At 71.6% G+C, this 13,999-nt stretch carries 11 protein-coding genes; 4 read left to right on the forward strand and 7 right to left on the reverse strand.

The features are described from left to right. Nucleotides 1-89 precede the first annotated feature (89 nt). The 3 genes from BLR91_RS02995 to BLR91_RS03005 form a co-directional block, all read right to left on the reverse strand. Nucleotides 90-1,856, reverse strand: coding sequence for an LCP family protein (locus tag BLR91_RS02995; protein ID WP_089877165.1), 1,767 nt, complete (start codon nucleotides 1,854-1,856; stop codon nucleotides 90-92). Nucleotides 1,857-1,986: 130 nt separating this feature from the next. Then, a complete protein-coding gene (locus BLR91_RS03000) occupies nucleotides 1,987-2,493 on the reverse strand; it encodes a MarR family winged helix-turn-helix transcriptional regulator (protein ID WP_018192027.1) in 507 nt (168 codons plus the stop codon). 25 nt (nucleotides 2,494-2,518) lie between these two features. Continuing rightward, on the reverse strand, nucleotides 2,519-3,064 hold the full coding sequence (locus BLR91_RS03005; protein ID WP_089877163.1) for a hypothetical protein: 546 nt from the start codon (nucleotides 3,062-3,064) through the stop codon (nucleotides 2,519-2,521). Between the two features lie 80 nt (nucleotides 3,065-3,144). On the opposite strand from BLR91_RS03005, the gene BLR91_RS03010 reads away from it, so the two are divergent. Further along, the gene (locus tag BLR91_RS03010; protein ID WP_089877161.1) at nucleotides 3,145-3,738 is read left to right on the forward strand and encodes an NADPH-dependent FMN reductase; all 594 of its coding nucleotides are present in this window, start codon (nucleotides 3,145-3,147) and stop codon (nucleotides 3,736-3,738) included. A 55-nt stretch (nucleotides 3,739-3,793) separates the two neighbouring features. Here the strand turns inward: BLR91_RS03010 and BLR91_RS03015 are convergent, their stop codons facing one another. The 3 genes from BLR91_RS03015 to BLR91_RS03025 form a co-directional block, all read right to left on the reverse strand. Continuing rightward, complete coding sequence (locus tag BLR91_RS03015) at nucleotides 3,794-4,570, reverse strand: DNA-formamidopyrimidine glycosylase family protein (RefSeq protein WP_089877159.1); 777 nt, start codon at nucleotides 4,568-4,570, stop codon at nucleotides 3,794-3,796. Nucleotides 4,571-4,606: 36 nt separating this feature from the next. Further along, a complete protein-coding gene (locus BLR91_RS03020; protein ID WP_089877157.1) occupies nucleotides 4,607-9,373 on the reverse strand; it encodes an Lhr family ATP-dependent helicase in 4,767 nt (1,588 codons plus the stop codon). 63 nt (nucleotides 9,374-9,436) lie between these two features. Next, nucleotides 9,437-10,087 (reverse strand): alpha/beta hydrolase, encoded by a 651-nt coding sequence (locus BLR91_RS03025; RefSeq protein ID WP_089877154.1) that lies wholly within the window; start codon nucleotides 10,085-10,087, stop codon nucleotides 9,437-9,439. Between the two features lie 114 nt (nucleotides 10,088-10,201). Between BLR91_RS03025 and BLR91_RS03030 the strand changes: the two genes are divergently transcribed. From BLR91_RS03030 to BLR91_RS03040, 3 genes are all read left to right on the forward strand, one after another. Next, nucleotides 10,202-10,783: an NUDIX hydrolase family protein gene (locus BLR91_RS03030; RefSeq protein ID WP_089877152.1), complete on the forward strand. Its 582-nt coding sequence runs from the start codon at nucleotides 10,202-10,204 to the stop codon at nucleotides 10,781-10,783. A gap of 66 nt (nucleotides 10,784-10,849) precedes the next feature. Then, complete coding sequence (locus BLR91_RS03035) at nucleotides 10,850-11,710, forward strand: alpha/beta fold hydrolase (RefSeq protein ID WP_089877150.1); 861 nt, start codon at nucleotides 10,850-10,852, stop codon at nucleotides 11,708-11,710. After that, nucleotides 11,703-12,284, forward strand: coding sequence for a TetR-like C-terminal domain-containing protein (locus BLR91_RS03040; protein WP_269457351.1), 582 nt, complete (start codon nucleotides 11,703-11,705; stop codon nucleotides 12,282-12,284). Before BLR91_RS03035 ends, BLR91_RS03040 begins: the two co-directional genes overlap by 8 nt. Nucleotides 12,285-12,364: 80 nt before the next feature. Here the strand turns inward: BLR91_RS03040 and BLR91_RS03045 are convergent, their stop codons facing one another. After that, nucleotides 12,365-13,984 carry a DEAD/DEAH box helicase gene (locus tag BLR91_RS03045; RefSeq protein ID WP_089877148.1) on the reverse strand — a complete coding sequence of 540 codons (1,620 nt, stop codon included), beginning with the start codon at nucleotides 13,982-13,984 and terminating at the stop codon, nucleotides 12,365-12,367. Nucleotides 13,985-13,999 lie beyond the last annotated feature (15 nt).

Here is a 13,999-nt window from a genome sequence, read left to right on the forward strand (position 1 = left end):
CGAGCGCTGGTCAGGCTGGGCTCGTGGGGGTCACCGTAACTCCGGCCCGGACCGGTCCGAAAGAAGGCTGCGTCGGGAGGCGTCCGCGATCAGTTGATGCAGACGGTGTCGCTGTAGTTCGTGGCGGGGCCGGTCGGAGCGGGAGTCGGGGCCGGGGCGGGAGCGGTGCCACCACCCGCAGCGGGAGCCGTCGGCATGATGCCGTCGTCGCCGAGGACGACCGTGACGGTGCTCACGGACGAGGTCTCCTGCACGCTCGCGCCCGGCAGGTAGGCGGCGACGGCCTTGGCCTGCGCCTCCTGTCCGGAGGGGTACTGGATCACCGTCGTCGCGCGGGTGTCGGCGTCGCCCGGAGTGCCCGTCTTGAAACCGGCGCCCGCGAGGGTCTGGCTGGCGGTCGTCGCAGCGCCGTTCTGGCTGCCGCCGTTGAGCACGGTCACCGAGGTGTCCGCCGGCTTCGCCGCCGTCGCCTTCTCGTAGGCGCTCGGGGTGCCCATCAGGCTCTGGATGAACGCCGGCATCGCCGCCGTGTCGACCTCGACGATCGAGATGTCGTCGCCGTCGACCGTGATCGTCGGGGTCCCGGAGATCGGGATCGTCGCCGACTGGATCTTCCCGCCGGTCAGCCCCTGCAGCTGGGCCGCGAGCTGCAGGAAGTTCAGGCCGGGATCGGTCTCCAGGGAGCCGCTCACCGCATCCAGCACCTTGGTCAGCTTGCCCGGGTTGAGCAGCGTGCCGGCCGACAGGAACTTGTGGGCCTCCACCGAGAGGAAGTACTGCTGCCGCACGACGCGGTCGAGATCACCGCGGGGGAGTCCGTGGCGCTGACGCACGAAGGACAGCGCCTGCTTCGCGTCCAGCGTCGAGACGCCCGCCGGGAAGTCAGCGCCGGAGTACGGGTCGTCGACCGCGTTGTTCAGGCACACCTGCACCGGGCCCAGCGCCTGCGCGATCGTGTAGAAGCCGAGCAGCGAGACGCGCACGTAATGGTCGATGCTGAGGCCGGTGAGGTTCTGCACGGTCTGGATGAGCAGCTTCGCACCGCTCGCCGCATCCGTCGCGCCGCCGCCCAGGGAGAAGGCCGCGTTGAGCTTGTTCATGCCGTGGCCGGGCACCTCCACCCAGGAGTCGCGCGGGAGCGAGATCAACGTCGCCGACTTCCCGTTCGCGGGGATGTGCAGGATCATCATCGTGTCCGTGTTGGTCCCGCCGCCGTCGTCCGTGGTGCTCAGCTGGTCGAGCTCCGCCTGCGAGGCTCCGTCGGGCCGATGATCGTCGCCGACCAGCAGGATGTTCTGGTCCTGGCCGTCGACATCGTTCGCGGGCTTGGAGATCACATCCACATGCTTGACGCCGCCGACGAACCGGAAGTAGCTGTAGGCGGCATACCCGCCCACCACGACGAGGATCACCGCGAGGGCCGCGGCGGTCCAGCCGATGATGCGCTTCGTGCGGCGGCGCTTGCGCGGAGCCTTGTCCCGGCGGCCGCCCGGGGGCGGAGTGGGGGTGCCGTCGTCGTCGCCGCCGGTTCCGTCGCCGTTGTCGCCGCCTCCGTTGCGGCCGCCACCTCCACTGCCGCCGTTGCCGCGGCCGTTGCCACCGCGGCGCCCGGCGCCGTCACCGCCGAGGCCCGGGGCGTCGCCGCCCATCCCGAACGGGTCGAACGGGGCGCCACCCGCTGTGCCACCGCTCGCAGCGCCGCCGCTCCCGGTGGGCACGCCGGAGGCCGGACGCGTCGCGCGCACGGGGCGGCGCGGGTCGGCGGACGGCGCGCGTCCGAACACCTGGGTGGGCGGCAGCTGCTGGTCGCTGCCGTCCGCACCGGGATCTGAGGCGGGGAAGTTCGGGCGTCGCACACCGAAACGCTAGGGGGCGGCGCCTTGGAACGGCCTGGTTTCGCGCGGTGTTCCCGAGGAATCACCAGCTTTTCCGCCCGCGCCTCCCAGCCCAGACCCGGATGGGACGGCGGGTCGCCTGCGAGAACGCTCAGTCGTCGCAGTCGGCGGGCGGCTCGCACTCCTCGTCGTCGATCGCCGCGTTCATCGTGCGTGCGATGCCGAGCAGGGCATCCTGCTGCTCGGGCGTCAGGGCGTCGAACAGGATGCGGCGGATGGTCGCCGAGTGCTTCGGCAGCGCGCGCACCACCACGCGCCGGCCCTCGCCGGTGAGGTGGATCCACATCGCGCGGCGGTCCTCCTCGCACTCCTGGCGCTCGACGAATCCGCGGGCGACCATGCGGGTCACCTGGTGCGAGACGCGACTCTTCTCCCAGCCCGTCGCATCCACCAGATCCCGGACCCGCAGCCGCCGCCCGGGCGAGCGGACCAGAGCCATCAGCACCTCGAGCTCGGAGATCGAGATGCCGTCGTCCTGCTGCAGCTGCGCATCCAGCGTCCGGTCGAAGCCGCGCCGCATCAGGTGGAAGGCGCGGAACAGCTCCAGCTCGTCGTCCGACAGCTTCCTCGGGTCGGGACGGGTGCGCACGGTGGCCATACGCCATCCTGACACGCGCCGCGGGTCAGTGGGCGAGCGCCTCCAGGAAGACGACGAGCACGCCGAGCGCGACCACGACGACCAGCACCGCGAGCTGCCGCCAGCCGGAGAGTCCGGTGCGCGAGACGGCGATCCGGGTGATGACGGCGAGCGAGGCGATGAGCGCGACGATCGCGATGGTGAGGCCGGTACGGTCCTCGATGACGTCGAACACCGCCAGCCCCACGGCGATGAGCGGCACCACCAGCACGCCGAGCGCGCGCGACGACACCGCCAGCATGTGCCGGAACTCGGCCACCGACGGGAGGGTGTTGTGCACGATCATGTGCGACACGAGGTCCGAGACGAGGCCGGCCAGCAGCACTCCGATGACGGAGATGACCAGCGTCCAGAGCACGGTGGGCGAGTCGAGCGCCTCTCCGTGCGAGTTCATCGCCATGAGGATCGCGAGGGCCGTGAAGGTGACGTAGATCCGCTCGCGCAGCCGGTCGCCCGCCTGGCGTCGTTCATTCTCGGATGCATCCTCGGGCAGATGGATGTCGTCGTTGCGGTGTTCGCGCTGGTCGGACATGCGGCGAGCCTAGCCGGGAATGAATCGCGAACGCGGCTGGTTCGCGTTGGATGACACGTCATCAAAAACGAAAGGCTGACATGACGAAGATCGCCATCATCATCGGAAGCACGCGTCCAGGGCGCAACGGCGAGGCCGTCGCGCGCTGGGTCTACGAGAACGCCGCGAAGCGCTCCGGCGTCGAGTACGAGCTCGTCGACCTGAAGGACTGGGACCTCCCGCACCTCGACGAGGCCATGCCGGCCGCCATGGGGCAGTACGCCGGTGAGCACACCAAGGCGTGGGCGGCGAAGATCGCCGAGTTCGACGGCTTCGTGTTCGTCACCCCCGAGTACAACCACAGCACCTCCGGCGCCCTCAAGAACGCGATCGACTACGTCGGGGCCGAGTGGTACAACAAGGCCGCCGGGTTCGTCAGCTACGGCGTCTTCGGTGGCGCTCGCGCCGTCGAGCACCTGCGTCTGGTGCTGTCGCAGCTCCAGGTCGCCACGGTCAGCGCGCACGTGGGCCTCAGCCTCGCTCACGACTTCGAGAACTGGCAGCTGAAGCCGACCGAACAGCAGACTGCCGCTCTCACCCCGCTGTTCGACCAGGTCGAGGCCTGGTCCGCCGCGCTCGAGACCGTGCGCACGGGTGCCGCAGCCGAGCAGGATGAGGACGAGGCCGCGGCCTGACGCTCGTCTCCGTTCCTTCTCCGGCTTCTGCCCGGTCCGGGTTCTGCCCGGTCTGCTACGTCTGGCAGACCGGGCAGAAGTATGTGACCCGCTCTTCGAGGTCCGTCCGGCCCAGCGACGACGACTGGATGCGCGTGCCGCAGCGGCGGCAGGGCTGGCCGCGGCGGCCGTAGACCCACGTGTTGCGTCCGCGGCGGGTGTCGCCCGTGGTGACCCGGAGCGGCCGGTCGCGGTTCGCCGTGATGAGCCGGAAACCGAGGTCGATGGCCGCGGGGATGTCCGCATCCCGGACCGGTCGGGTGGGAAGCATCCCCCGCAGGAAGCACAGCTCGTTTGCGTACACGTTGCCGAGCCCGGCGAGGTTGCGCTGGTCGAGGAGCGCGACAGCCACCGGCACGTCCGGATTCTCCGTGATCCGACGGACGGCCTCCTCGGCGTCCCAGCCAGAGCCGAGGAGGTCCGGGCCGAGATGCCCGACCACCTCGTCCTCCCGGTCGCGGGGGAGGACCTCCAGCACGCCGAGCTGGAAGCCCACGGCCTGCGCGTCGGCCGTGCGAAGCACTGCCCGCGCCTGGTAGCCGGGATGCCGCCAGCGGCCGTCGGGCGGGTACACCTCCCATGACCCCTCCATCTTGAGGTGGCTGTGGATGGTGTGGTCACCCACGTGCATCAGCAGGTGCTTGCCGCGGCTGACGACCTCGTCCATACGCTCGCCGGAGAGGTCGACGGTCGCGTAGGCGGGGACGCGGAAGTCGGTCTCCGTGAGGATCTGACCCGCGAGGGCACGGTGGAGGCGCTGAGCCGCCTGGTAGACGGTGTCGCCCTCAGGCATGCGCGGCTTCCAGGCCGGTGTCGACCGTGTCGGCCGTCATGCGCGCAGCCGCAATCCGCGCGGAGTGGCGAGGAAGCCCGCGTCGGACAACGCATCGCCGACGGGCGAGCCCAGGATGAACCCGCCGTTGACGGTCTCCACCGCGAGCTTGTCCACACGGCGGGTTGTGACGAGCGCCGCGAGGGCGCGGGCCGCCGCGGCCAGCACGAGTCCGGACTCCTCCGTCGGTTGCTCGGGCCCGGCGGTGCCCGAGCCTCCGGCGGCTGCGGGGGCCGCTGCGGCCGTGCCCGCCGCTCCGGCCACGAAGCAGAGCAGGCTCTTCCCGCCGCGCTCGACGTAGAGCGTCAGCTCGCCGTCGACGAGCACGACCAGCGCTCCGGCCTTCCGGCCCGGGCGGTGGCCCGTGCCGCTCTCGCTCGGCACCGCCGGCCACGGCAGCGCTGCGCCGTACGGGTTCGCGGGGTCGGTCGCCGCCAACGCGACGGCTTCGTACGGGCGCTGCTGCGTGTGGTCGCGCGCGTAGGACCGCAACCGGTCGACCGTCGCACCGTTGGCGAACTGAGCGCCGCCCAGCGTCTCGATGAAGTAGCCGCGGCGCGCCCGCCCGGTCTCCTCGAATCCGCTGAGCACCTTGTACGCGAGCGCGAATCCGCCGGGCGTCCCCTCGTTCATGACGGATCCGCGGGTGACGACCCCGTAGCGGTCGAGCAGCGTCTCGGCCTGGCCGTGCGCGCGCACGGTGGAATCGACGTCACGCTCGGGCAGCAGTGACCATCGCCCCGCCGCAGTCGGCGGTCCCATCCGCGTGACCATCGCGCTTCGCGTCGGAACGCGGCCGCGGTACATGCGCGCTCGTGTCGGCTGGCGCGGCCGCTTGTGCGCCCCGGACCCGCCCGCGGTCAGAGTCCGCAATGGCGCCAGGGTGTCGTTGGTGATGCACCCGGCCCACACCAGATCCCACAGCGCCGTCACGAGTTCGGAGTCGTCGATCGCCGATCCGCGCTCGACCCCGAGCGTGTCGGACAACTGCCGGAAGAAGTACCCGCCTCCGCGGCCGAGCGCATCCAGGATGCCGCGCTGCAGCTCATCCGGCTCGTGGTCCGAGGGCGGCGCGAGCGTGAGCGGAGCGGAATCCGCCAGGTGGAGGCTGATCCAGCCGTCGTCGCCGGGAAGGCTGCCGTCACCCGACCAGATCACCTCGCCCGTGGCTGTCAGCTCGTCCAGCATCGCCGGGCTGTAGTCGGCCACGCGGCTCGGAAGGACGAGCGACTCCCACGCCGATGCCGGGATGCGCGCACCGGACAACTGCTCGATGACCGACGCGACCGCATCCACCCCGCGCAGCGTGGAGCCGACGTGCTGCCACTCGGGAAGGAACCGGCCGAACGTGGCCGTGTCGACCGGCTCGACCTCGTGCCGCAGCGCCGCGAGCGACATGCGACGCAGCCTCCGGAGGACCTCGGCGTCGCTCCACTCGGTGCCGTGCGCGTGCGGACGGAACTCGCCCTCGACCACGCGCCCGTCGCGGGCGAGCCGTCGGAGGGCGTCGTGGACGATCGCCGGGCCGAGACCGAGCCGGCTCGCGATGTCGACCGTCTCGAACGGCCCGTGGGTGCGCGCGAAGCGGCTCACCAGGTCGCCGAGCGGGTCGTCGACGGGTTCGATGAAGGCCACCGGGACACCGATCGGGAGCGGGACTCCCAGCGCGTCGCGGAGGCGACTCGCGTCTTCGATCGCGGCGAAGCGCTCCGCTCCCGCGATGGTGACCGCGAGCGCCCGGTGCGTGTCGACAAGGGTCGCAAGATGTCCGGCGGCGGTCTCCCGGTCTGCGTGCGGTGCCGCGAGCTCGCCCTCGCCGGGTTCGCCGCCCTCGCCGGGCCGGCCGGCCTCGTCGGACTCCGCCGAACGGGCGGAGGCAGCCCTCTCGCCTTCGGCTTCGAGACGCTCGGCCACTTCCTCCACCGACAGGGGACCCAGCAGCCGCAGCAGGTCGGCGACGCCCTCGACCCCGCGTACTCGGCGTTCGGGTGCAAGCCGCTGCAGTTGGAGCTCGACGCGCTCGATGACCGTCGGATCGAGCAGTTCGCGGAGCTCCGCCCGGCCGAGCAGCTCGGCGAGCAGCCCGGCGTCGAGGGAGAGCGCCGCAGCGCGACGCTCCGCCAGCGGGCTGTCGCCCTCGTACATGAACGCAGCGACATATCCGAAGAGCAGCGACCGCGCGAAGGGAGAGGCGGTCTCGGTCGACGCCTCGACCAGCCGGATGCTGCGCTGCTCGATCTGCTTCGCGACATCCGTCAACGCGGTGAGATCGTAGACGTCCTGCAGCACCTCGCGGATGGTCTCGAGGATGATCGGGAAGCTGGGGTACTTGCGCGCAACATCCAGCAGCTGCGCCGCCTTCTGCCGCTGCTGCCAGAGCGGCGACCGCTTGCCCGGGTTGTACTTGGGCAGCAGGAGTGCGCGGGCCGCGGACTCGCGGAACCGCGAGGCGAACAGCGCCGAGCCGCCGACCTCCGCTGTCACCAGTTCATCCAGCTCCTGCGGCTCGAACACGAACAGTTCGCCACCGGGCGGCTGCGCCTCCGTGTCGGGGATGCGGACGACGATGCCGTCGTCGGCCGCCATCGCCCCCGCGTCGACCCCGTACCGTTCTCGCACCCGGGCCTGCACGGCGAGTGCCCACGGCGAATGCACCTGCATGCCGAATGGGGAATGCAGCACCACTCGCCAGTCGCCGAGCTCATCGCGGAAGCGCTCGACGACGAGCGTCTTGTCGGTCGGGACGTGCCCGGTCGCCTCCTTCTGCTCGCGCAGGAACGACAGCAGGTTGTTCGTCGCCCAGGCGTCGAGGCCGGCTTCGACGCAGCGCAGTTCCGCATCCGCCGGCGACGCCGTGCTCACCTCACGCATGAAGGCGCCGACCGCGCGGCCCAGTTCGGCGGGACGGCCGATCCCGTCGCCCTTCCAGAACGGCAGACGGCCGGGTTCGCCGAACGCGGGGGTGACGAGGACGCGGTCGTGCGTGATTTCCTGGATGCGCCAGCTCGTCGAGCCGAGCGCGAACACGTCGCCCACCCGTGACTCGTAGACCATCTCCTCGTCGAGCTCGCCGACCCGGCTGGCCTTCTCGCCCACCATGTAGACGCCGAACATGCCGCGGTCGGGGATGGTCCCACCGCTCGTCACCGCCAGACGCTGGGCGCCCGGGCGGCCGGTGATGGCGCCGGTGTCGCGGTCCCAGACGATGCGGGGCCGGAGCTCGGCGAACTCGTCCGACGGATACCGGCCGGCGAGCAGGTCGAGGGTCGCGTCGTAGGCGCTGCGGGGCAGCGTCGAGAACGGAGCGCTCCTCCGGACGGTGTCGAACCAGTCGTCGGCATCGATCGATTCGAGGGCCGCCGCGGCGACCGTCTGCTGGGCGAGGATGTCGAGCGGGTTCGCCGGCACGGAGAGGGACTCGATCAGCCCGGCGGTCATCCGCTCCGTGGCGACGGCCGAGTGGATGAGATCGGCGCGGTGCTTCGGGAAGACGACGCCGCGCGAGATCTCGCCGACCTGGTGTCCGGCACGGCCGACGCGCTGCAGTCCGCTGGCGACCGACGGGGGAGCCTCCACCTGGACGACTAGGTCGACGGCTCCCATGTCGATGCCGAGTTCGAGGCTCGACGTGGCGACGACGCAGCGGAGGCGACCGGACTTCAGGTCGTCTTCGATGAGCGCCCGCTGCTCCTTGCTGACCGAGCCGTGGTGGGCACGTGCCAGCACGAGCGCCTCCGCATCGGCGACGGCCTGCGACCCGCGGGTCTGACCAGAGCCTCCCATCAGTTCCGCAGGCGCGCGGCTGGGCGCCTCGCCGGCCGTGCCGCCGAGGATCCTCTCCTCGTAGATCTCGTTCAGCCGGGCGGTCAGGCGTTCGGCGAGTCGGCGCGAGTTGGTGAAGACGATGGTGGAGCGGTTCTCGAGCACGCGGTCGACGATCGCCTCTTCCACGTGCGGCCAGATCGAACCGGCCTGGGGCGGAGAGCCGTCACCCGGGTTCTCGCTGGCGTACGTGGAGGTGCCGAGCTCGCTCATGTCCTCGACCGGGACCACCACGCGCAGATCGAAGCGTTTACCGGCCGGCGGCGCGACGACCTCCACGGGTGCGCTCCCTGCGAGGAACCGCGCGACTTCTTCCGGCGGTCGGACGGTCGCCGACAGCCCGATGCGCTGCGCCGGACGCTCCAGCAGCTGGTCGAGCCGCTCGAGCGACAGGGCCAGGTGCGCTCCGCGCTTGGTCGAGGCCACCGCGTGCACCTCGTCGACGATGACCGTTTCGACCGAGGTCAGCGTCTCACGCGCCTGCGAGGTGAGCATCAGGAACAGCGACTCGGGAGTCGTGATGAGGATGTCGGGCGGATTGCTCAGCAGAGCCCGCCGATCCGAGGCCGGTGTGTCGCCCGAACGCACCCCGACGCTGACGTGCGGTGGCTCGGCCCCCAATCGTTTGGCCGTCTGGGTCACGCCGACGAGCGGCGCGCGCAGGTTGCGCTCCACATCCACGCCCAAAGCCTTCAGCGGAGAGATGTAGAGGACGCGCGTACCGGGCTTCGCGTCGGCGGGACGCGGGTGGTTCGCGAGGCGGTCGATCGCCCAGAGGAAGGAGGCGAGCGTCTTGCCCGAACCGGTCGGCGCGATGACCAGCGCGTGCTTGCCGTGCGAGATAGCCTCCCAGGCGCCCTCCTGCGCGGCCGTGGGCGCGGCGAAGGCCCCCCGGAACCACTCCCGGGTCGCGGGGGAGAATCGATCCAGCACATCGGCCATCCCTCCATCCTGCACCCGGCCACCGACACTGTCAGGGGCTCCGGCAAGACCTGTGGATAACGCTCAGCGAGGCAGATTCGTGCGGATGAACGACGAGATGTCGCCGAGTTCGAGCGGCGAGATGGCGTGCCCCATCCCCTCGTAGATGCGGGCATCGAGTGCGGAGTGCTCCGGAAGCCAGTCCGACGTCCGGTCGAGCGACGCCGCCGGGATCGCGTCGTCCAGCGTGCCGCGGCCCCAGAAGACGGGCACCTGCGCTTCGGCGAGCTCCGCGTCCCGCGGCTGATCGCCCTTCACGACGAACCCGGAGAGCTGCACCGCGTAGTCGAAACGTTCGGGAGCGAGGCGCAGCAGCTGGAGGGCCATCGCGCCGCCCTGCGAGAAGCCGAGGAGGCCGGTGGGCACGCGCGGCTGCTCGTCCAGCCAGTCGAGCACGGCGCGCGCGGCGGCGTCCGCGTTGCCCGCGAGCGGATCGCCGGGCACGTTCGTGAAGCGCGAGAACCAGGCGAAGCCGGCGCCCTCGGGGATCGGTGCGCGCAGCGACGCGATCACCGGCTCCAGCGGCAGGTAGGCCGCGATGCCGAACAGGTCGGCCTCGTCGGAGGCGTACCCGTGCAGGAGGATGAGCAGCGGTCGCCCGGCGCGGTCGCGTTCCGAGGCGGACCACAGGACGGCGTCACGGTCGATGCGCAGGTCGGGAGCGGGAAACGGCACCCTCCATTGTGCGCTGGGAAGCGGAGTCGTCCACAGCCCCCGTCGGAGTGCCGTCATCCACAGATCGTCCTGGTTGCCGTAGGTGGTCGCCGATCTCGTCCGTAGGATTCATGCATGAGCGTTCGCACCCCGGATCCGGACCCCACGCCCGACCCCCTGCCCGGCGACGGCCCGCAGCCGGGTCCGGCCTGGCTGTCGGACATCGAGCTGGAGCAGATCCGTCGCAGGCTCCCGCTGCTGTATGTGGAGGCCGTGCCCGTGCGGGTCGACGGCCTCGGGCAGGTGACGGAAGTCGGCATCCTGCTGCGCGCCAACGCCGTCGGGCAGATCACCCGCACGCTCGTCTCCGGCCGCGTCATGTACGGCGAGACGCTGCGTGAGGCGCTGTTCCGTCACCTCGAGAAGGATCTCGGGCCGATGGCCTTCCCGCAGCTGCCGGCGAGCCCGGTGCCGTTCCAGGTGGCCGAGTACTTCCCGATGCCGGGCGTCTCGCACTACACCGACGAGCGACAGCACGCCGTGTCGCTCGCCTACGTCGTGCCGGTAACCGGCACGTGCGATCCGCGGCAGGATGCGCTGGAGCTGACGTGGATGACGCCGGAGGAAGCCGTCTCGCTGACGGTGTCCGAGGAGCTCGAAGGCGGCCGCGGTGCGCTCGTGAAGGCGGCCATGGCGTCGGTCGGCCGCATCGCCTGATCGGCGGCGGGTCCCGGCCCGAAGTGCCTCTTGCGTCAATCAGCTAATGGTATTAGCTTTATGGCTATGAATACTTCCATCGAGTCGCAGGTGCGCTACCTGGAGCGTCCGCAGGGACGCGTCAGCTTCACCGTCGAGGGCGCTGGCCCTCTCGTGGTCGCCGTGCCGGGCATGGGCGACCTCCGCTCCAGCTACAGCGAACTGGTCGCGCCGCTGGTCGCCGCCGGGTACCGCGTGGCCGTGACGGATCTCCGGGCGCACGGCGACTCGGATACCACCTTCACCGAGTTCGGCGACGTCGCCACCGCCCGGGACCTCATCGCCCTGATCGAGGAACTGGGCGGTCCCGCCGTCGTCCTCGGCAACTCGATGGGTGCGGCAGCCGCCGCGTGGGCTGCGGCAGAGCGTCCGGACCTCGTCTCCGGTCTCGTCCTGTACGGTCCGCTCCTCCGCGATCCGGCGATGGGCGGGTTCGCCACGGGCCTGCTGCACCTGCTGTACCGCGGGATGTTCGCCAAGCCGTGGGGCGCCGCCCTGTGGGCCGGGTACTACCGCCGGACGCTCAACCGCGGCCGCACCGCGCCGTGGCTGGGCGAGCACGTCGCGGCGATCCGTGCCTCCCTCTCCGAACCCGGTCGGCTGCGCAGCTTCCGCCGGCTCACGCTGCAGCTCACCCACTCGGTGGTGGAACCGCGGCTGGGTGACGTCCGTGCGCCGATGCTGGCGTTCGTCGGCGACCTCGATCCCGATTTCCGCGACGTCGCCGCCGAGTGCGCCTGGATGGAGTCGATCGGCGCCGAGGTCGTCCGGGTGCCCGAGGCGGGACACTACCCGCACGCCCAGCGTCCGGACGTCACGGTTCCTGGCACGCTCGACTTCCTCGCGGCGCGCCGCGCGGCGGACACCGCGTGGGCCGCGCGTGCCTAGGGCCGGACTGACCCGCGAGGCGGTGGCGACTGTCGCCATCGACCTCGTGGACGACGGCGGGACCGCCGGCTTCGACCGCCTGACGCTGGCCGCCGTCGCCGGCCGGGCGGGCGTCGCCGTCCCGAGCCTGTACAAGCACGTGTCGTCGCTGGACGACCTCCGCCGCCTGGTCGCGACGGCCTCGGTGGCGGAGCTGACCCGGGTGCTCGCCGCCGCGACGATCGGCCGGGCCGGACCGGATGCGGTGCGTGCCGCGGCGGACGCCATTCGCGCGTTCGCCCACCGCCACCCGGGACGGTATGCGGCGACGCAGGTCGCGCCGAGCTCCGACCCCGCCGATGCGCAGCTCGTCGCTCGTGCTGACGAGACGCTGACGGTCCTCGCCGGGGTGATGCGCGGCTTCGGGTTGCCCGACGACGAACTGGTGGATGCGATCCGGATGCTGCGCAGTGCGGTTCACGGGTTCATCACCCTGGAACTGGGCGGAGGGTTCGGCCTGCCTGACGACCTCGACCGCAGCTACGCCGTGCTGATCGACGGTGTGATCGCGGGAGTGGAGCGTCTGGCGGCCTAGCCGGCACCTGGGGAGGTGGAGACGACAAACGCGGGCGTTCCGTGGGAACGCCCGCGTCTGAGCGAGTGTGGAGCGGGGCGTCAGCCCTGCGCGCGGCGGGAGCCGTTGCCGCGACGCACCGAGGTGTCGCCGTGGCCCGCGGTCGCCCGCGGTGCTCCGCCGGAGCGCGAGGTGCCGGCCGACTGGGCGCCCGCGGGACGCTGCGAGCCGCCGCGACGGCGCGAGCCGCCGGCGGTCCCGCCACCCGCGGTGGAGCCGTGCGAGCCGGAGCCGTTGCCTGCGCCGCGACCCGAGCCGTTGCCTGCGCCCTGGCCGCCACGGCCGGAGCCTGCGCCGCGACCCGAACCGTTGCCTGCGCCCTGGCCACCACGGCCGGAGCCGTTTCCGGCAGCCTGCCCGCCACGACCGGAGCCGGAGGCCGAGCCGCCGCCCTGGCCGCCGGCGCGCCGGGCGCGCTTGCGCTGGGCGTTGGCACCCTGCGAGACACCGCCGCCGGTGCGCTCCTCGCGGAGCGACGGGGCGACGCGGGGCGCGACATCGCCGACGAGCGTGATGACGGCCGGCGAGGTCGCGGTGACGCGCTGCGGGGTCGCTGCGATGGCGGCCTTGCGGAGCAGCGTCTTCACGTCGGCTGCCTGGTTCGAGAGCATGACGGTGACGACGTCACCGGCGCTGCCCGCGCGAGCCGTGCGGCCGGAGCGGTGGAGGTACGCCTTGTGCTCCGCCGGCGGGTCGACGTGGACGACCAGCTCGACGTTGTCGACGTGCACGCCGCGGGCGGCGACGTCGGTGGCGACGAGCACCTTCACGTCACCCTCGCCGAAGGCGGCAAGGTTGCGGTCGCGGGCGCCCTGGGCGAGGTTGCCGTGCAGGTCGACGGCCGGGATTCCGGACGCGGTGAGCTGCTTGGCGAGCTTCTTCGCCTGGTGCTTGGTGCGGGTGAAGAGGATGCGGCGACCGGTGCCCGAGGCGAGCGCCTCCACCAGGTCCTTCTTCTCGTCCGGCGTCTCCACCTGGAGCACGTGGTGGGTCATCGCCTCGACGGGGCTGTTCGCGTCGTCGACGGAGTGCAGGACGGGGGAGTGCAGGAAGCGCTTGACGAGCTTGTCCACACCGTTGTCCAGCGTGGCCGAGAACAGCAGGCGCTGGCCGTCGGTGGGCGTGGCCGTGAGGATGCGCGTGACCACCGGCAGGAAGCCGAGGTCGGCCATGTGGTCGGCCTCGTCGAGCACGGTGATCTCGACGGCGTCGAGGTTCACGAATCCCTGCTTCATGAGGTCTTCGAGGCGTCCGGGGCAGGCGACGAGGATGTCGACGCCGGCCTTCAGCTCGGCGACCTGCTTGTTCTGCGAGACGCCGCCGAAGACGGTGGAGACGCGCAGCCCGTAAGCGTCGGCGAGCGGACGGAAGGTGGTCGCGATCTGGGTCGCCAGCTCGCGGGTCGGTGCGAGCACGAGGGCCAGCGGGCGTCCGGGGCGAGGGCGGCCGCCGGCGAGGACGGTGCCGAGGCGCGCGACGAGCGGCAGGGCGAACGCGATGGTCTTGCCCGAGCCGGTCTTGCCGCGGCCCAGCACGTCCTTGCCCGCGAGGGCGTCGGGCAGCGTGTCGGCCTGGATCGGGAACGGGGTGGTCTTGCCGTCGGCCGTCAGGACGGCGACGAGCGGAGCGGGTACGCCGAGTTCGGCGAAGGAGAGAGTCAAGGATGTGCCTTTCAG

Source organism: Leifsonia sp. 466MF, from assembly GCF_900100265.1.
In the GTDB taxonomy this organism is placed as follows: domain Bacteria; phylum Actinomycetota; class Actinomycetes; order Actinomycetales; family Microbacteriaceae; genus Leifsonia.

Excerpts from the sequence above, each read along its gene's own strand:
- BLR91_RS03000 (WP_018192027.1), bottom strand. The coding sequence starts at position 2,493 with ATGGCCACCGTGCGCACCCGTCCCGACCCGAGGAAGCTGTCGGACGAC.
- BLR91_RS03005 (WP_089877163.1), bottom strand. The coding sequence starts at position 3,064 with ATGTCCGACCAGCGCGAACACCGCAACGACGACATCCATCTGCCCGAG.
- BLR91_RS03010 (WP_089877161.1), top strand. The coding sequence starts at position 3,145 with ATGACGAAGATCGCCATCATCATCGGAAGCACGCGTCCAGGGCGCAAC.
- BLR91_RS03015 (WP_089877159.1), bottom strand. The coding sequence starts at position 4,570 with ATGCCTGAGGGCGACACCGTCTACCAGGCGGCTCAGCGCCTCCACCGT.
- BLR91_RS03020 (WP_089877157.1), bottom strand. The coding sequence starts at position 9,373 with ATGGCCGATGTGCTGGATCGATTCTCCCCCGCGACCCGGGAGTGGTTC.
- BLR91_RS03030 (WP_089877152.1), top strand. The coding sequence starts at position 10,202 with ATGAGCGTTCGCACCCCGGATCCGGACCCCACGCCCGACCCCCTGCCC.
- BLR91_RS03035 (WP_089877150.1), top strand. The coding sequence starts at position 10,850 with ATGAATACTTCCATCGAGTCGCAGGTGCGCTACCTGGAGCGTCCGCAG.